General features: G+C 71.8%; 12 protein-coding genes and 1 pseudogene. 5 read left to right on the forward strand and 8 right to left on the reverse strand.

Features of this window, described 5'->3' with window-relative positions; genetic code table 11:
• Nucleotides 1–265 precede the first annotated feature (265 nt).
• The gene (locus ABZU75_RS21800; protein ID WP_355557012.1) at nt 266–1270 is read right to left on the reverse strand and encodes an LLM class flavin-dependent oxidoreductase; all 1005 of its coding nucleotides are present in this window, start codon (nt 1268–1270) and stop codon (nt 266–268) included.
• A gap of 189 nt (nt 1271–1459) precedes the next feature.
• Nucleotides 1460–1606 (reverse strand): hypothetical protein, encoded by a 147-nt coding sequence (locus ABZU75_RS21805; RefSeq protein WP_355557015.1) that lies wholly within the window; start codon nt 1604–1606, stop codon nt 1460–1462.
• A 326-nt stretch (nt 1607–1932) separates the two neighbouring features.
• Here ABZU75_RS21805 and ABZU75_RS21810 point away from each other — a divergent pair, with 326 nt between their 5' ends.
• The 5 genes and pseudogenes from ABZU75_RS21810 to ABZU75_RS21830 all read left to right on the forward strand — a co-directional run bounded on the left by ABZU75_RS21810 (nt 1933) and on the right by ABZU75_RS21830 (nt 9086).
• Nucleotides 1933–2607 (forward strand): TetR/AcrR family transcriptional regulator, encoded by a 675-nt coding sequence (locus tag ABZU75_RS21810; protein WP_355557018.1) that lies wholly within the window; start codon nt 1933–1935, stop codon nt 2605–2607.
• Nucleotides 2608–2949: 342 nt separating this feature from the next.
• Entirely contained in the window at nt 2950–4032 is a 1083-nt protein-coding gene (locus ABZU75_RS21815) for a hypothetical protein (protein ID WP_355557021.1), read from the forward strand.
• 34 nt (nt 4033–4066) lie between these two features.
• Nucleotides 4067–4732 (forward strand): annotated as a pseudogene (locus ABZU75_RS21820) (SDR family oxidoreductase); the annotation flags it as partial.
• Between the two features lie 261 nt (nt 4733–4993).
• Nucleotides 4994–5437: a hypothetical protein gene (locus ABZU75_RS21825; protein ID WP_355557023.1), complete on the forward strand. Its 444-nt coding sequence runs from the start codon at nt 4994–4996 to the stop codon at nt 5435–5437.
• Nucleotides 5438–5912: 475 nt separating this feature from the next.
• On the forward strand, nt 5913–9086 hold the full coding sequence (locus ABZU75_RS21830) for a BTAD domain-containing putative transcriptional regulator (RefSeq protein WP_355557026.1): 3174 nt from the start codon (nt 5913–5915) through the stop codon (nt 9084–9086).
• A 190-nt stretch (nt 9087–9276) separates the two neighbouring features.
• Here ABZU75_RS21830 and ABZU75_RS21835 read toward each other — a convergent pair whose 3' ends face one another.
• From ABZU75_RS21835 to ABZU75_RS21860, 6 genes are all read right to left on the reverse strand, one after another.
• Nucleotides 9277–10548 carry a Zn-dependent hydrolase gene (locus ABZU75_RS21835; RefSeq protein WP_355557029.1) on the reverse strand — a complete coding sequence of 424 codons (1272 nt, stop codon included), beginning with the start codon at nt 10546–10548 and terminating at the stop codon, nt 9277–9279.
• Entirely contained in the window at nt 10545–10721 is a 177-nt protein-coding gene (locus ABZU75_RS21840) for an MbtH family NRPS accessory protein (RefSeq protein ID WP_355557032.1), read from the reverse strand. The genes ABZU75_RS21835 and ABZU75_RS21840 overlap by 4 nt, the downstream gene beginning before the upstream one ends.
• Nucleotides 10722–10808: 87 nt before the next feature.
• Nucleotides 10809–13901: a condensation domain-containing protein gene (locus tag ABZU75_RS21845; RefSeq protein WP_355557035.1), complete on the reverse strand. Its 3093-nt coding sequence runs from the start codon at nt 13899–13901 to the stop codon at nt 10809–10811.
• 20 nt (nt 13902–13921) lie between these two features.
• Nucleotides 13922–14530, reverse strand: coding sequence for a TIGR00730 family Rossman fold protein (locus tag ABZU75_RS21850; RefSeq protein ID WP_350925206.1), 609 nt, complete (start codon nt 14528–14530; stop codon nt 13922–13924).
• 10 nt (nt 14531–14540) lie between these two features.
• Nucleotides 14541–15881, reverse strand: a complete 1341-nt coding sequence (ccrA, locus tag ABZU75_RS21855; protein WP_355557039.1) for a crotonyl-CoA carboxylase/reductase — start codon at nt 15879–15881, stop codon at nt 14541–14543.
• Complete coding sequence (locus tag ABZU75_RS21860; RefSeq protein WP_355557042.1) at nt 15878–17374, reverse strand: amino acid adenylation domain-containing protein; 1497 nt, start codon at nt 17372–17374, stop codon at nt 15878–15880. The genes ccrA and ABZU75_RS21860 overlap by 4 nt, the downstream gene beginning before the upstream one ends.
• Nucleotides 17375–17441 lie beyond the last annotated feature (67 nt).

Genomic DNA, 17441 nt, shown 5'->3' on the forward strand with positions numbered 1-17441 from the left:
GGGCAGTCGGCCCGCCGGCCGCCAACCCCGGCCGCCGCCGGGGGGCCGCCGGGGCCCCGCCCCCGGGGGGGGGGGGGGGGGGGGGGGGGGGGCCCGCCCCCCCCCCCACGACAGCACGTACCGGCGGGAAGGTCACGCCGGGGATTTTTATAAATCTACATTGTAAAGGGCGAGGGGCGTCGCGGGAAACGGTGACGACCCGCACCGTCCCCCGCGGCCCGCGCGATCCTTCGACGGGGATGCGAAGGGCCGGGAGCGGCGCTGCTCAGGAGCGTGCCAGCTCGGCCAGCAGCTCGTAGGAGCGCACCCGCGCCTCATGGTCCGAGACCATGGTCAGGGCCATCAGTTCGTCGGCTCCGCTGTGTTTGACGAGCTCGGTGAGCCGGTCGCGTACGGTGCCGGGGCCGCCGATGATCTGCGGGTCGAGGTGTTCGCGGACGAACCGCTCGCCCGAGGGGGTGAGCGAGTGGCGCTCGGCCTCCTCGGCGGTGGGAAAGAGCGTGAAGCGGTCCTCGGTGCGGAGCAGGAGCCGGCCCACGGCATAGCCCCGCGCCAGCCACCGGGCGCGCTCGTCGGAGTCGGCGGCGATCACGGTGGGGGCGACGATCGTGTACGGGTGGTCCAGCCACGCCGACGGCTCGAAGGCGTTGCGGTAGGCCTGCAGCGCGGCCACCGTACCGGCCGGGTTGATCTGGTGGGCGTAGGCGTACGGCAGGCCGAGCGCTCCGGCGAAGCGGGCGCTGGAGGTGCTGGTGCCCAGCAGGTACACGGGCGGGCGGGTCTCCGGTCGTGGGACGGCACGCACGTCGGAGGACGGTTCCCCGGGGGCGAGGTAGCCCAGCAGTTCGCCGAGTTGGCCGGGGAAGTCCTCCTCGGCGGATGGCAGGCCCCGTCGCAGCAGGTGGGCGGCGGCCGGGTCGGTGCCCGACGCCCGGCCGATGCCGAGGTCGATGCGGCCGGGGTGGAACGCCTCCAGTGTCCCGAACTGTTCGGCCACCGTCAGTGGCGCGTGGTTGGGCAGCAGCACCCCGCCGGAGCCGACCCGGATCGTGCTGGTGGCGGAGGCGATCTGCGCGATCAGCACGGGCGGGACCGACGTGGCCAGACACGGCGTGTTGTGGTGTTCGGCGACCCAGTAGCGCGTGTAGCCGAGCCGCTCCACCCGGCGGGCGAGGTCCGTCGAGTTACGCAGGGACTGGGTCGCCGACGACCCTCGCCAGACGGGGACGGTGTCGAGCACCGACAGGCGGACGCCGGACAGATCTGTCATCGGGATGTTCTCCGTTCGTGGGGTCAACGTCGCTTGCCCGGGCCCGGCGCCGGCAGGCGTGTTGGGGGCCTGAGCGGGTCTGGTCTTCCGTGCCGCCCAGGGGGCGCCGGACGCGTGCGGGCCCGGGGGAGCGTGGCCGATGGCCATGTCATGCCGCGATCACAAAATTATTGAACTCATGCGTTCAATCTAACCGGCTGCCTTGTTCTGGGACGGCAGGAACCAGGCCACCAGGCTGACGACGATCGCCAGCCCGGCGACGCCGGCGGAGGCGGTGGAGGCCCGGGACATCCCGGCCGCGACGTCGTCCCCGCCGGCGAACACGGTGAGCAGCACGGCCAGTCCGAACGAGCCGCCCAGCGCCAGTGACGCCTGTAGGACACCAGAGGTGATCTCCGTGTCCTCGGCCGAGATCGTGCTGAAGGTCCCGACAGGGCGACGGTCACGATGGTGCCGTCGAGTTGCAGCGTGAACTCGCAGCCGACGATCGCGGCCAGGACCAGGCCCAGGCCCCGTGCGGGCGAGACCTGGCCCGGGGAGTCGCCGGTGTTGACCTCGGTGGCCATCTGGGCCTCCAATTCTTACTTGGGTGAACGTTATTTTGAACTCATACGTTCAAATTGGCAAGCCGGATGTGGCCATGACTGGAGTAACCTCGAAAAGTGACCACCATCGAACGCGCGCGGTCGGGCCGGGGACGGATCGACAAGCGGACGGCGATCCTGGACGCCGCCGTGAAGGTCTTCTCCCAGGAGGGCTACGCCCAGGCGAACATCGACGCGATCGCGAGCCTCGCGGGGGTCGCCAAGCCCACCGTCTACAACCACTTCCACGACAAGGAGACCCTGTTCCGCACGGTCATGCGGGACAGCGCCGACCGGTCGACGGCCAGGATCATCGCCGCGTTCGCCACCCTCCCCGACGACGGCGCCGACCTCGCCGGTGAGCTGGAGAGGGTCGGCCACCTCATGGTCGAGTGCCAGCTCAGCGAGGAGGGCTGGGCGCTGCAGCGGCTGCTGTACGCCGAGGCCGCGCGCCTGCCCGACCTCTACGACGAGGTGGTCGCCCGCGGCGGCATCCCCGCGCTGAACGTGCTCGCCGGCCGGCTGGCCGGCCTGGCGAACCGGGGCCATCTGGAGATCGACGATCCGGCGGTCGCGGCCGGCCAGTTCATGGCGCTCGTCGCGGGCAACCTTCCGGCGCTGTCCGCGCTGGGCACCCGTCCGGTCAGTCCTGACGACCTCGCCGACGCGGTCCGCGACGGCGTGCGCACGTTCCTGCGCGCCTTCGCCGCTCCGGCCAGACGCCGCTCGTCCCGCCGCCCCCGCGAGTCCTGAGCCTCCCGTCGCGCGGCACATCCGGGGGAGGGGCGGTATGGGGCTTCATGTCCGCTACCGGCCGACATTCTCCTACAGCCAAAATTCCCTAGGTCGGGGGTGCCGGCGCCGCGTCACCTGGAACCTTGATCGCCCGAGTACGGGCTTCCGGCCGCTGAATCCGGGTCCTGCCGGAGCGTGGGCGGTTCTCGTCTTTACCGGCGAGGCCGGTCTTTCAGCGTATTTCTTTATCTTTGCGGCCTGCTGCTGATAACAGATCGGTAAGACCGTACTGTCATGGGCCGCATACAGTGTGTGATTTTTGCCAGGCTGGGGGAGGTCGGACGCGATACGGGAGGCGAGATGTACGGTGAGCATGATCGGACTCACGGCCACGGCCTCAACGCCAGACCGCGAGGGCGCATGCCGTACAGCGACTCGTGGCTCCGGCCACCTGATCCTCCTCGCTCCGCCGGACCCGCGACCCTCCCCGAGCCCGATGGGCAGTGGCAGGAGGAAGCGCCGGCACCCCACAGGACAGCGCGGCACCGGAAGGACGAGGAGGCGGGTGACGACGCCGTCCGGTCACCGGCCCACCGCTCCTGGACATACCTCGACAGCAGGCCGTTCTCCATGCCCCCGCCACCCAGCCCCTGGCGGCGGCCGTGGTCGAGGCTCTCGCGCGACCAGCTCCTGGGGCCGGCGCTGGTCGCCGGGTTCCTCGTCGCCGCAGGGGTCGGCGTCTGGTCGTCCGGCTGGTCCCCGTGGGCCGGGACGCCCACCGCGAGCACGGTGCCCGCGCCTCCCGCGGAGCGCCTCCTCGCGGATCACGACATGGTGTTCACGCCACCGCGAGCCCCGGCGGCGGCCGGGGCGGAGGCCTCCGGGGAGGAGCGGAAGACCTCGGCGGGCAAGGGGAGGGCGGCCGGGCGGAGGAAGGCGCCGCGCCGAGACCCGGTGCGGGTCATGCCGGCGGAGCGGGCCATTTCCGGCCCTGCCGGAAGGTCCGGCAACGAATGGGTCAAGCGGGTGGAGCGGCACCGCGAGAGCGGGGAGGGGCGAGGTTCCGCGCGGACCGGCACCAGGTCGGGAGAGGCCGGAAACGCCGCACCGGTGACCGGAAGCACCGGCCGGGGAGCGGGCAATGCCGCAGGAGGCGCCACCGGCACCCGGGAGAACGCCGGAAGCGCCGCATCGGGGCGGTCGCGCTCCGGGGTACGGAAGGCCCGGTCACAGCCACGTACGGCCAGGACGGGTGCCCCGGACACCAGGTCGCCTTCGCCCTCGGCGTCCAGGAGCAGGCCGTCGGATCCAAGTGCCGGGGGCGGGAGCGCCGCCGGCATCAGCGCCGCCTACGCCTGCCGCCACCTGCCCTCCGGCGACTGGCGCTACGCCTACTGCGTACGGGTCTGGAACGACTACAAGAGCAGGAACGGCCTGCCCTGATCGGGCTCGAAGGCCGGGAGAGCGCGACGGTTCCCCCGTCGTGGTGGCCGGGCGTAGTGCCGACGAGCTTGCCCGGACCGTCAAGCTGATCGAGCAGGAGGGCGGGCGGGCGAGTTTCGTCACCGCCGACGTCACCGTGGAAGACGATGTCGCCCGTATGGTCGCGACCACCGTGGAGCGCCACGGCGGCCTCCACGTCGCCCACAACAACGCCGGGATCTTCGGCCAGGCCGCCCCGGTCGCCGACCTCGACACCGAGACCTGGCGGCGGGTCCTGGATGTCAACCTGACCGGCGTCTTCCTCTCGATGAAGTACGAGATCCAGCACATGCGCGCCCACGGCGGCGGCGCGATCGTCAACACCGCCTCCAACATCGGTGCGCACGGCCGGCTCCCCTGGCTGGGCTCCCATGCCACCTCCAAGGCCGGCGTGAGCACCCTGACCCGTGCCGCCGCTCGCGATCACATCGGCGACGGCATCCGTATCAACGCCGTCAGCCCCGGCGCCTCCGACGGGCCGATGTCCTACCTGCCCGGTGAGACCCGTGAGCGGCGCGACGCCCGGATCACGCCGTCGATCCCCCTCGGACGGGTCGGCACGCTCGACGAGGTCGCCGCCACCGTGCTCTGGCTGGCCTGTGACGAGGCGGGTTTCGCCGTCGGCCACGACCTCGTCGTCGATGGCGGGGCCACCGCCTGACCGGGTGACGCGCGCGTGGTCTCTCCCTCTCGGACGTGGGCCGACAGGGGGAGACCGTCCCATCATGTCGCCGGTGGCGGTCCGGTTCGTGATCTGGGTGAGCGAGGTGGCGGATTGCGGCCGATGTCCCAGCTGGGGCCGGGGGAGTGCGCGGTGCTCACGATCCTTGGCGTGAACTTGGGGTATCCCGGCGATTACTCATGGTCATCGCGGCGCATGAGGTCACGTGCAGATCAACCCTCAGTACCAACGGGAGTACCCATGCACATCCGCATCGCCGCGACGGGGCTCGTCGCCGTCGGCCTTCTCGCCACCCTGGCCACCGCCGGCGTCGCCACCGCCGCCACCGACGTCGCGGTCGTCCCCGCCCCGGCCGCGTGTGCCCAGGAGCATCTCGCGCTGCTGGACGCCGAGGACGCCATCGCAGGCGTCGAGGCCGTCCCGGAGGTCAAGGCCGCCCACGACGCCTTGGTGAAGGCCGGCGCCGCCGCGGACGTGGAGAAGCTCTCTCGGCAGACGCCCCCGAAACCGCTCGGGGCAGGCGTGCCGGAGGCGGATCCCGCCACCGCGAAGGCAATGGAGGCGTACAACGCCGCCGGGGCCAAGTATCTGCAGGCGCGCGACGCGGCGCTTTCGAAGGTCACGCCACTGCACCAGAGCTCCAGGGACGCGCTCAAGAAGTGCCTCCAGGTCGGCTCCGCCTGAACCCGATCGGATGACACGGGCCGGAGTCTCCCAAGCCGTGACCAGGGTGGACGGTCAGTGGCGGCCGGGGACTCCGGCAGGAGGCGACACAGGCTGCTACCGGGATGCGGGCCAGCGCTCCGGCCTTCAGGCCGAAGAGCGCGTCGAAGAACTTCTGCCTCAGGGGCGGATCGTCCTGCCGCGTGACCACTTCGCACCGGAGGGCGGAGTTCTGAGGAGGCGCCGGTATCGCCCAGGTCTGTCGTGCCTCTCCGTGTTCTTCCAGTGCCCCTCGTGGTTCCGGTTGCGTCGTTCGGCGTGAATACGGATGTCCGGTCGCTGCAATCTCCAAAAATCCCGCAAGTGGCGCCGTGTTCGGCTGCGCCTGCAAAATAAGACTGGACATCTCATGATAAATACTGCTGAAATGGTGTTTTTCGTGAATAAGTAATTCACCCTAAGCAAGGGGCAGTCGGACACTCCCTGATGGTGGCGCATGGACACTGCTCTGTCGTTTCGCGTTCTCGGTCCACTTGAAGTCCTGGTAGGTGAGCGACGGGTCTCGATCGGAGGGTCACGCCAGCGAATTATTCTCGCCACGCTCATCCTGCGCGCGGGGCGGGTCGCCCCCGTCGACCTGCTGGCCGGGGCGATATGGGGCGAGCACCCGCCGCCCACCGCCCGCAGCCAGGTGGTCATCTGTGTCTCCGGGCTCCGCCGGGCCTTCCTGGAGGCGGGCGCCCCGGCGAACCTGCTCGGTACCTCCTCGCCCGGGTACATCCTGCAGGCCGATCCCTCCCAGGTCGACGTCCTGCTCGCCGAGCGCCTCGCCGCCAAGGCGAGGGCCGCGGAGAGCGCCGGCGACCTCTCCGGCGCCGCCCGGCTGTTCGCCGAGGCGTGCGGTCTGTGGCGCGGTCCGGTTCTGGCGGGCATCGAGAGCGCGTTCGTCGAGTCCGAGGCACGACGGCTGGACGATCGCCAGCTGACGCTGACCGAGGAGCGCGTCCAGCTGGAGCTCGCCCTCGGCCGGCACCGGGAGCTGATCGACGACCTCGCCGTCTTCGTCGACGCCAACCCCCTGCGCGAGCGGCTGCGCGCCCAGCTGATGCTGGCCAGATACCGGTGCGGGCGCCGGGCGGAGGCGCTCGACACCTACCGGATCGGGCGGATGCAACTCGTCGAGGAGCTCGGCATCGAGCCGGGCACCGAGCTGCAGGCCCTGCACGACGCCATCCTGCGCGACGCCCCCGAGCTGACCCCGGCACCCGTCCGGGTGAGCGTGCCCGTCTCCGAGGCCGCCACCGGACCGGAACCCGTGCCCGCTGAGCCCGTTGCGGTGATCCCGGTCGAGCACGGGGTGGTGCCCGCGCAGCTGCCCGCGGACGCGCCCTGCTTCGTCGGCAGGACCACCGAGATCGCCGAGTTGGACGCCCTGCTGGACAAACGGATCGGCCAGGGGCTGCTCACCATCGCGCTCATCACCGGGGTGGGCGGGGTCGGCAAGTCGGGGCTCGCCGTGCACTGGGCGCACCGGGTCGCCTCCCGCTTCCCCGACGGCCAGCTCTTCGTGAACCTGCGCGGCTACGACCTCAACGCCCAGCCGTTGACCCCCGGCGCGGTCATGGACCGCTTCCTGCGGGCCTTCGGCATCGCCGGCGAGCGCATCCCCGAGGACCTGGACGAGCGCGCCGGCCTGCTGCGCACCGTCATCGGCAGGCGTCAGGTGCTGCTGCTGCTGGACAACGCCCGGTTCATCGACCAGGTCAGGCCGCTGCTGCCCGGCTCCGGCACCTGCTGTGTGATCGTGACCAGCAGGGACCCGCTGGGCGACCTGGCCGCCAGGGAGGGCGCCAGCGTGATCCATCTGGAGGTGCTGGGCGCGGCGGACTCCGCCGCGCTGCTCGCCGGGGTCGCCGACTCCGTGGTCATGGACGAGGACCCCAAGGCCGCCGCGCTGCTCGGCGAGCTGTGTGACGGGCTGCCACTGGCACTGCGGATCGTGGGCGCCCGCCTCACCGCCCGCTCGTACTGGACCCCGGCCCGCCTGGCCAAGCGTCTCGCCGACGAGCGGCGCCGGTTGGACGAGCTGAGTTACGGCCAGCTGACCGTACGGGCCAGCTTCGCCCTCAGCTACCGCGACCTGAGCCCCGAGGCGGCGCTGATGTTCCGCAGGCTGGGGCTGCTCGAGGCGCCCGACTTCGCCTCCTGGGCGGGTGCGGCGTTGCTCGACATCGACGGCCTCGACGCCGAGGACCTGATCGACCAGCTGGTGGACGCCCAGCTCGTCGAGGTGCTCGGCCCCGACGGCGCCGACCAGATCCGCTACCGCTTCCACGACCTGGTCCGGTTGTACGCCAGGGAGCGGGCCGATGAGGAGGAGCCGCCCGAGGACCGGCTCGCCGCCGTCACCCGCTCCCTGAGCTGCTGGCTCGTGCTGGCCGAGGAGGCACACCAGCGGGAGTACGGCGGAGCTTTCACCCAGCTGCACGGCGCGGTGCCCCGGTGGCGGCCGGCCGACGCGGACGAGCTCCTGGAGCGGCCACTCGACTGGCTGGACGCCGAACGCGGCGCTCTGGTCGCCGCCGTCTCCCAGGCCGCCCACCTCGGCGCGTCCGAGCTGTGCTGGGACCTCGCCGTCACCGCCACCACCCTGTTCGAGGCCCGGAGCCACTTCGACGACTGGCGCACCACCCATGAGACGGCCCTCGCCGCCGCTCGCCGGGCCGGCGATCTGCGCGGTGAGGCGGCCGTTCTCTGCTCGACGGGAAGCATGTATCTCTTCCAGCAGGTGCCGGAGCGGGCGGGCGAGTGCCTGTGGGCGGCGCGCGAGCTGTTCGAGCGGCTTGAGGACTCGTACGGGATGGCGCTGGCGCTGCGCAACATCTCACTGCTGGACCGGCTAGCGGGCCGCTTCGACACGGCGCTCGACGGGTTCCTCACCGCGAAGAGGATCTTCGCCGCGGTCGGGGACCGCTTCGCCGAGGCCCACGTGCTCGGCGGCATCGCCCAGGTCCACGTCGACCAGGGGAGGGTGGAGCTCGCCGAACCCCTGTTGAGACAGGCCCTGGAGGTCTTCCGGCAGCTGGGCAGTGAGCGGGGTCAGGCGCAGATACTCAACAGGCTGGGGGAGACACTGCTGCGCCAGGATCGGCTGGGGGAGGCGGAGGCGACCTCCCGGGCCGCGCTCGCCCTGGTCAGGGAGCGGCAGGACGACATCGGGCAGGCGTACATCCTGTGTGGGCTGGGGGAGATACAGGTCCGCCAGAACCGGCTGGAGGCCGCCGTGGAGAGTCTCGACGAGGCGCTGGCCATCGCCCAGGGGGTGCGCGAGCGTTTCGTGGAGGCGCGGATCCACCTGGCCTTCGGTCAGTTGCACGCCCGGCGCGGCCGGTTCGACGAGGCGGTGGCCTATCTGCTTGAGACCTTCGAGATATCCACCGAGCTGGATACCCGGCTGTGGCAGTTCAGGGCACTGTCCGCGCTGGGGGAGGTGTTCATCCTCAAAGGGGACGAGGCCGCCGCCTCCGATGCGCTGAATCGCGCCCTGGATTGTTGCACCGATACCGATTCCGAGGATTACCGGCGAATCAGGGCGCGACTGGCTACTTTATCGGGAATTTCCGCTGAATCATCAGGTCCATGTGCTGTCGCCGGTGATGTGAGCGACTGACGAGGCTGCGGTGATCGTACCCTGAACGACGGCCACAGGCAGGGTGAAGAGCGCGGCAGTGGCGGTGACCTTCGCGACCCAGGTAATCCACCGAGACATTTTCAACCTCATTCATCCGTGGTGTTTTCTTTCCTTCTTTCGTTCTGCGACAAACGTAGAATGGGGCGCGATCGAGTCGATATCACATCGGCTACCGCTTGATATCCGGGGTCGCGTCGCGCATCAGCACCGCCGTGAGCAGCACGTCCGCTCCCCACGCCAGGTGCTCGGGGGCGGTGTACTCCCCGGGGGCGTGGCTCACCCCGTCTCTGCTCGGCACGAATATCATCCCGACGGGCGCGATCCGCGCCACGATCTGGGCGTCGTGGCCGGCGCCGCTGGGCAGGCGGTGGTAGGGCAGGCCCTGCTCGGCCGAGGCGCGGGCGATGAGCTCCCGCAGGCCCGCGTCACAGTCGACCGGAGAGGTGCGCGCACCGGGGACGACCGTGACGCGGGTGCCGGTCGCGCCGGCCACTTCGGCGGCGACCTCGGCCAGCCGCGCCAGTGCCGCGTCCAGCGCCCCGGCCGAGGTGTCGCGGAACTCCACCCCCAGCCGGACCCTGCCGGGGACGACGTTCCACATGCCGGGCTCGACGGCGCATGTCCCGGTGGTGGCGCGCAGCACCAGCCGCTCGTCGGCGGCGATGGCCCGCACGGCCAGTACCAGCCGGGCGGCGCCGTCCAGCGCGTCCGCCCGGTGCTCCATGGGCGTGGTGCCCGCGTGCCCGGCCACGCCGTCGACCGTGACCGAGACGTTCACCCGCCCGGTGATCGTCTCCACCACCCCGATCGGTACGTCCAGGCGTTCCAGCACCGCTCCCTGCTCGATGTGCAGCTCCAGGTAGGCGGCGATGTCGCGGGGTGGCCAGGCCGCCTCGGCCAGCCGCTCGGCGTCGCCCCCGACCGCGGCCAGCAGGTCGGCGACCGGGATGCCGCGATCGTCCAGGGCGCGCGCCGCGCCGGGCGGCAGCACCCCGGCGAAGCCGTGCGAGCCCAGCATGCCCATCGTCCCGTGGGCGCCCTCCTCGTCGCAGAAGGCCACCACCGCGAGCGGGTGGTTCAGCCGCACGCCCTCCTCGTGCAGGGTCCTGGCCACCTCGATGCCGGCCAGCACCCCGTAGGCCCCGTCGTAGGCGCCGCCGTCCGGCACCGTGTCGATGTGCGAGCCCAGGACCAGCGCGGGCGCCCCCGGCGCGGCGCCGGGGCGGCGGCCGATCAGGTTGCCGGCGGCGTCGATCCGTACGGCCAGCGCGGCCTCCTCCATGAGCCGCGCGACGTAGGCGCGGCCCTCCACATCCGCGGGGGTGAACGCCAGCCGGGTCACCCCGCCGCCGGGCACCGCGCCGATGGCGCCGAGCCCGGCCACCTGCTCCACCAGACGCCCGGCGTTGACACGGGGCCGGGTCCCCTGCAGGACGGTCATGGCGTACGCAGGGATTTAGGGCGCATGTCTGTCCAGACCCGCTCGATGTGCGCCAGGCAGTCGTCCCGGCCGCCGAGGGTTCCGGTGGCGGTCCACCCGGCGGGCAGGGCCCGGTCGTGCGGCCAGATGGAGTACTGCTCCTCGTGGTTGACCACCACTACGTAGGTGCTCACGTCAGACCTCCAGGTCACCGATCGTGGTCGAGTCGTCCCGCACGGCGCTCGTCCGGGAGGAGCGCGCCGCCCGCGCGGTACGCGGTGTCATCTCGTAAGGGGAAGGCCGGGGCCGGACACCAGGGCGGTGATCGACCGCTCCAGCTCGCCGGCCATCGCGGCGACCGTCTCCGGAAGGAACAGTGCCGTGTCGTACTCCAGGACCGCTCGCGCGTGGCCGCCCAGGTCGGTGACCTCCAGGGCCAGGTCGAACTGCGAGGTGCCCAGCGGCATGACCAGCCGGTCGGCCGTCACCCCGGGCAGCCGGTCGTCGGCCGACTCCAGCAGGCGCCGGTCGTGCAGGGTGAACAGCACGTCGAACGGGGTCCTGCGGTCCCTGCCCAGCTCCGCGGTCAGCTTCGACAGCGGCAGTTCCTGGTGCTCGTAGGCGCCCAGCAGGCTCTGCCGGACCCGGCCGACGACCTCGGTGAAGGTGTGCGCCTCGGCCAGCGGGGTGCGGACCGCCACCGTGTTGACGAAGTGACCGATCAGGTCGGCGACCTCGCTCCTGGAGCGGCCGGACACCACCGAGCCGACCGTCACGTCCCAGACGCCGGTGCGGCGGGCCAGCCAGACCTTGAAGGCGGCCAGGTAGACCATGTGCGGTGTGGTGTCGGTGGCGCGGCACAGCCCGCGTACGTCGACGGGCAGTTCGAAGGCGTGCTGGGCGCCCTGGAACAGCGGCCGTCTGGGGCGGGGCAGGTCGGTGCGGAGCGCGGTGCGCGGTGCGCCCGCCAGTTGCCTTCGCCAGTAGTCCACCAGGCCGGACAACCGCTCACCGGTCAGCGACTCGCGTTCCCAGACGGCGAAGTCGACGTAATGGGTGCCGGGCGGCGCCGGTTCGGCCGAGCCCTCGACCCGGTTGCGGTAGAGGGCGCACAGCTCCCGCCAGAAGATCGCGGTCGACCAGCCGTCGAAGACGATGTGGTGCGCCAGGACGAGCAGCACGTGCTCGGTGGGGGAGACCCGGTACAGGACGGGCCGCAGCAGCGGGCCGCCGGCGAGGTCGAACGGTCTGCGGTACTCCTGGAGGATGAGCCCGGCGGCGTCGGCCGTCTCCACCACCGGCAGCGGCACCGGCGCCGGGTCCGCCACCCGCTGCACTGGCCCCTGCCTGGTCATCGTGAACGTGGTGCGCAGCGACTCGTGCCGGGCGACCACCCGCCCGATCGCCCACTCCAGCGCCTCGACGTCCAGGGGGCCACGGAGCCGGAACGCGTGCGGCGCGTTGTAGGCGAGGCTCGCCGGGGCCAGGTGGTTCAGCACCCACAGGCTCTCCTGGGCGTAGGAGAGCGGGTATCCGGCGCCGGGCGTCCTGGGCAGCGGGCGGGGCCCGGTCCCAGCGGGACCGGCCAGCCAGGCGGCCAGCTGGGCGGCGGTCAGGTGGTGGAAGACGTCGGAGATCGACACCTGCACGCCCAGCCGGTCCTGGATCCGCATCGCCACCTGGACCGCGGCCAGCGAGTGGCCGCCCAGGCCGAAGAAGTCGTCGTCCGGGCCGATCTCGCCGGGTTCCAGATCGAGCACCTCACTCCAGACGGCGGTGACGACATCCAGCAACTCGGCCGGAACCCGGCCGGTCGTGTCCGTGTTCCCGGCCGGGGCGCCCGCGCGCGGGGCCGGGCCGTGCGGGATCGCCGGGGGACTCACCGCCGCGGCGGCAGGGTCCCCGCTCCCTATTCCGGCATCGGGACGGGGCTCCCACGCAAAGGCCGCCACCGGACGGCCGGGGTCGCCGGCCGCGAAGTCCAGTACCCGTAGGTAGCCCTGGGCGAGCCAGGCGATCGTGTCCGCGTCGAACAGGTCGGTGTTGTAGCGCAGCAGGCCGGAGATCTCGCCGTCCGCGGCGACCAGCTCCAGCTCCACGTCGAAGCGGACGGTCCGCTGGTCGAGGGGGTACGTCGACAGGGTCAGCTCGCCCAACCGCAGCAGCATGCCCCGCTCGCCCGCCGAGGAGGCGCCCAGCGGCGACGCCGCCTCGGGGGACTCGGTCCGGACGATCTCCCCCCGGTGCGAGGCGCGCAGCGTGAACGCCACGTCGAACAGCGGGGAGCGGCTGGGGTCGCGGTGCGCGCCCAGCCGCTCCACCAGCAGCGGGAACGGGTAGTCCTGATTGTCCAGGGCGCCGAGCACCGCCCGCCGGGTGCGGTCGAGCAGCTGCGAGAACCCGGGGTTCCCCGACAGGTCGGCGCGGAGTACGACCGGGTTGACGAAGTAGCCGGCGACGTCGGAGAACTCTGGGCGGCTGCGCCCGGAGGTCCAGGTGCCGAGCAGGAAGTCCCGCTGGCCGGAGGCCTGGCCCAGCAGCACCTGGAAGGCGGCCAGCAGCGTCGTGTACAGGGTGGCCCCGCCGCCCGCGGCCAGCTCCCCGACCGCCGCCGACCGTTCGGCACCCAGTCGGAAGGCGTGCGAGGCGCCCCGGAAGGTCTGGTCGGCAGGGCGCGGCCGGTCGGCGGGCAGTGCGAGCACCGGCGGCGGGTCGGCCAGCAGACGCGTCCAGTAGGCCGCCATCCTGGCCCCCTCCGGCCGGGCCAGCATCGCCGCCTGCCAGGCCACGAAGTCGGCGTAGGTCGCGGCGGGTGGCGCGCAGGCGGGCTCGGAGCCGCCGCGCAGCGCCGTGTACGCCTGCCCCAGCTCCTCCAGCAGCGTGAACAGCGACCAGCCGTCGATCGCGATGTGATGGGTGACCCAGAGCAGCACGGGTGCCGCCGCCGGGCGCCGTACCAGCACGACCCGCAGCACCGGGCCGCGCTCCAGGTCGAACGGGCGGGCCGCCTCGGCGCCGAGCAGGGCCGCGAGGTCCTCCTCGGGCGCGAGGGCGACGACGCGGAAGTCCAGCTCCCCCTGCGGGGCGACCCGCTGCACCGGCGTGCCCTTGACGTGACCGTACGTGGTGCGGAAGATCGGGTGCCGCGCCACCAGCCAGGCGAACGCGCCGCGCAGCGCCTCCGGGTCGGCCTCGCCGTGCACCGTCCAGGCGAACGGCATGTTGTAGGCGACGCTGGCCTCCCCGCGCATCCGGTCCATGAACCACAGGGACTGCTGGCCGTAGGAGAGCGGAAAGGGCGCGGCGCCCGATTTCATCAGCTTGGCGAGCAGGGCGCGCTTGTCCGCCTGGGACAGCGGCGCTCGGGTCTCCATCGAAGTCCTCCAGTGGGGGGTCAGGTCGCCGGGACGGTCAGACGCTCGACGAGGGAGACGGCCTCCTCTGGGGAGGCGACGGAGTGGAACATCGACTGCCCGGCCAGGGAGATCAGCTCGAACCGCCGCAGGGTCTCGACCAGGCTGATGAAGCCGTCCCAGACGCCCTCGGCGTTCACGATGACCAGCGGTTTCTCGGACATGCCCAGGTAGGTGGCGGAGATCACCTCAAGGATCTCGTCCAGCGTCCCGTAGCCTCCGGGCAGCGCGATGAAGGCGTCCGCGCCGCGCAGCATGTGCTCCTTGCGCCGGTGCAGGCTGTCGGTCAGGTGCGTCTCCTGCGCCGGCGCGGCGATCGCCCGCTCCCGCTCGTACAGGAACCGGGGGATGATCCCGCGGATGGTCGCGCCGGTCTCCGAGGCGGCCCACGCCACCTCGCCCATCAGGCCGGAGCCGCCACCGCCGTAGATCAGGCGGTGGCCCCGCTGCCCGATGAGCCTGCCGGTCGCCCTGGCCATGTCGACGATGATCTGTGAGTTGCTCCGTCCCGCGCCGCAGAAGACGCAGATCTCCAGTGGTTTGCCGCCCCCGCGCACACCCGCGCCGGGTTGGAGGATCGTCGAGGTCATCGCTGTCTCCCTAGGAGGACCGGTAGCGCGTGATCGCCGGCAGGTGCCGTTCGCGGAGTTCGTGGTCGCGCACGCCGAGACCCTCGGCGGGGGCGAGGCAGAGCACGCCGATCTTGCCCTGGTGGGTGTTGCGGCGGACGTCGTGCACGGCCTCGGCGCTCTGCTCCAGGGCGTAGGTGCGCGACAGGGTCGGATGGACGCGTCCCTGGGCGACGAGCCGGTTGGCCTGCCAGGCCTCGTGGTAGTTGGCGAAGTGCGTGCCGACGACGCGCTTGAGGCTCATCCACAGGTACCGGTTGTCGAAGGAGTGCATGAACCCGGTGGTGGAGGCGCAGGTCACGACCGTCCCGCCGCGCCGGCAGACGTAGACGCTCGCGCCGAAGGTCTCCCTGCCGGGGTGCTCGAACACGATGTCGGGGTCGTTGCCGCCGGTCAGCTCGCGGATACGGCTGCCGAAGCGCCGCCATTCGGCGACGTCGGGGGTGTGCTCGTCGAGCCAGAAGGAGAAACCCTCCGCGGACCGGTCGATGATCAGGGAGGCGCCCGCCTTCCTGGCCAGCTCCGCCTTCTCGGGGGAGGAGACGACGCAGATCGGGGTGGCGCCGCCGTTCAGCGCGTACTGGGTGGCGTAGGAGCCGAGCCCGCCGGAGGCGCCCCAGATCAGCACGGTGTCGCCCTGCTTCATGGCCGCGCCGTTGCGCGAGACCAGCTGCCGGTAGGCGGTGGAGTTGACCAGGCCGGAGCAGGCGGCCTCCTCCCAGGTCAGGTGGGCGGGCATCGGCATCAGCTGGTTGGCCTTGACCAGCGCCAGCTCCGCTAGGCCACCGAAGTTGGTCTCGAATCCCCAGATCCGCTGCTGCGGGTCGAGCATGGTGTCGTCGTGCCCCTCGGGGTCCTCCAGCTCCACCGACAGGCAGTGCGCGACGACGCGGTCACCGGGCTTCCACTTGGTGACGCCGGGGCCCACCCGCAGTACGACGCCGCTGACGTCCGAGCCGAGCACGTGGTAGGGGAGGTCGTGGCGGCGGGCCAGCTCGCTGCGGCGGCCGTAGCGGCGCAGGAACCCGAAGGTGGGCACCGGTTCGAAGATCGCTGACCAGACGGTGTTGTAGTTGACCGAGCTGGCCATCACCGCCAGCAGTGCCTCGCCGGGACCGACCTCGGGGGTGGCGACCTCCTCGACGTGCAGTGATTTGCGCGGGTCCTTGTCCTCGCTGCGCATCCCGGCGAACATGTCGACCTCGTCGGCGTGCACGGTGACGCCCCAGTAGGACTCCGGTACGGCCAGCGCTTCGAAGTGGCCGGGGTCGCGCTCGCCGGACAGGATCGCGTCTCGGATCGCGGTGGTCATCGCGCTGCCTCCAGGGCGAGTCGGTCGAGCTTGCCGTTGGGGTTCAGGGGGAGGAGGGGAACGGTGCGGAACCGGGCGGGGACCATGTGCGCGGGCAGCCGCTCGCCGCACAGGGAGCGCAGCTCGCGGGGGGAGAGCGGGGTGCCGACCAGGTAGGCGACGATCAGCGGCTCGCCGCCGGGCGGGGTCCGCACGATCACGGCCGCGTCGCTCACGCCGGGCGTGCGCCGCAGCACGGCCTCGATCTCGCCCAGCTCGACGCGGAAGCCGCGGATCTTGACCTGGGAGTCGATACGGCCCAGATACTCGAAGGACCCCGACTCCAGCTGCCGTACCAGGTCGCCGGTGCGGTACCAGCGCCGCCGGCCGTCGCCCAGGTCGGCCACCGGGAACTTCTCGGCGTTGAGCGCCGGGCGGCCGACGTAGCCGGTGGCCAGGGCGGTGCCGCCCACCCACAGCTCGCCCTCGGCACCGGTGGGCACCGCGTGGCCGTCCGTGCCGACGACGGCGGTGCGGACGTGGCGCAGCGCCCGGCCGATGTTCGTGGGCCCCGAGGTGTCCTCCACCATCGCGCGGTCCACGACCGTGCAGGTGGAGAAGACCGTCGTCTCGGTGGGACCGTAGATGTTGACGATCTGTTCACGCCCGCCGGTCAGGTCCATCCAGGCGCGGATGGTGTCGCGGTCGATGGCCTCGCCGCCGAAGATCAGGTAGCGCAGCGCGAGCGGCCGGGGGCTCTGCTCCATGGCCCAGGCCAGATACCTGAACATGCTGGGCACCTGGCAGAGTACGGTCACCCGCTCGGCGTCCAGTGTCGTCAGCAGCAGCCGTGGGTCGCGCCCGGCGGCGACCGGGACGGCGACCACGCGCCCGCCGTGCAGCAGCGCCCCCCACATCTCCCAGACCGAGAAGTCGAAGCAGTGGCTGTGAAACCAGCTCCACACGTCGCCGGATCCGAAGGAGAACCGCTCGCGGGCGGAGCGGAACAGCTCCAGCACCGCGCCCTCGGGGGTGGCGACGCCCTTGGGGGTCCCGGTCGAGCCGGAGGTGTAGATGATGTGGGTGGGGATCTCAGCGGAGCGCTCGACGGGCGGCAGCACGTCTCCGGTCGCCCCGGTGACCTCGACCCTCGGCACCCCGGCGAACGGCCATGGCCCGTCCGGGTCGGCGCAGATCGCACGCAGCTCGCTGTCGCCGGCCATGAACCGCACCCGCTCGGCGGGGTAGTCGGGGTCGAGGGGGACGTAGGTGCAGCCGTGGCCGATCACCGCCACGATGGCGGCGACGACCCGCCAGGAGCGCCGCATGAAGATGCCGACCCGGTCGCCGGGGACCAGCCCCAGCTCGTCGAGCGAGCGGCGGATCTCGGAGGCGGCGCCCGCCAGTTCCGCGTAGCTCACGGATCGGTGTTCGTCGGTGACGGCGAGCGCGTCGGGCCGCCGCCGCACGTGCTCGTAGAAGGCCGAGGCCAGGGAGCCGAATTCTTCGTCCACAGATCAGGACGATCTCCAATAGCACGACATATGGGTATTCGTCGGCGGGCTAGGCTTCCCCCGGCGA

Source organism: Streptosporangium sp. NPDC005286, assembly GCF_040607515.1.
In the GTDB taxonomy this organism is placed as follows: Bacteria; Actinomycetota; Actinomycetes; order Streptosporangiales; family Streptosporangiaceae; genus Streptosporangium.

Excerpts from the sequence above, each read along its gene's own strand:
- ABZU75_RS21830 (WP_355557026.1), top strand. The coding sequence starts at position 5,913 with ATGGACACTGCTCTGTCGTTTCGCGTTCTCGGTCCACTTGAAGTCCTG.
- ABZU75_RS21845 (WP_355557035.1), bottom strand. The coding sequence starts at position 13,901 with ATGGAGACCCGAGCGCCGCTGTCCCAGGCGGACAAGCGCGCCCTGCTC.
- ABZU75_RS21800 (WP_355557012.1), bottom strand. The coding sequence starts at position 1,270 with ATGACAGATCTGTCCGGCGTCCGCCTGTCGGTGCTCGACACCGTCCCC.
- ccrA (WP_355557039.1), bottom strand. The coding sequence starts at position 15,881 with ATGACCACCGCGATCCGAGACGCGATCCTGTCCGGCGAGCGCGACCCC.
- ABZU75_RS21850 (WP_350925206.1), bottom strand. The coding sequence starts at position 14,530 with ATGACCTCGACGATCCTCCAACCCGGCGCGGGTGTGCGCGGGGGCGGC.
- ABZU75_RS21825 (WP_355557023.1), top strand. The coding sequence starts at position 4,994 with ATGCACATCCGCATCGCCGCGACGGGGCTCGTCGCCGTCGGCCTTCTC.
- ABZU75_RS21815 (WP_355557021.1), top strand. The coding sequence starts at position 2,950 with ATGTACGGTGAGCATGATCGGACTCACGGCCACGGCCTCAACGCCAGA.
- ABZU75_RS21835 (WP_355557029.1), bottom strand. The coding sequence starts at position 10,548 with ATGACCGTCCTGCAGGGGACCCGGCCCCGTGTCAACGCCGGGCGTCTG.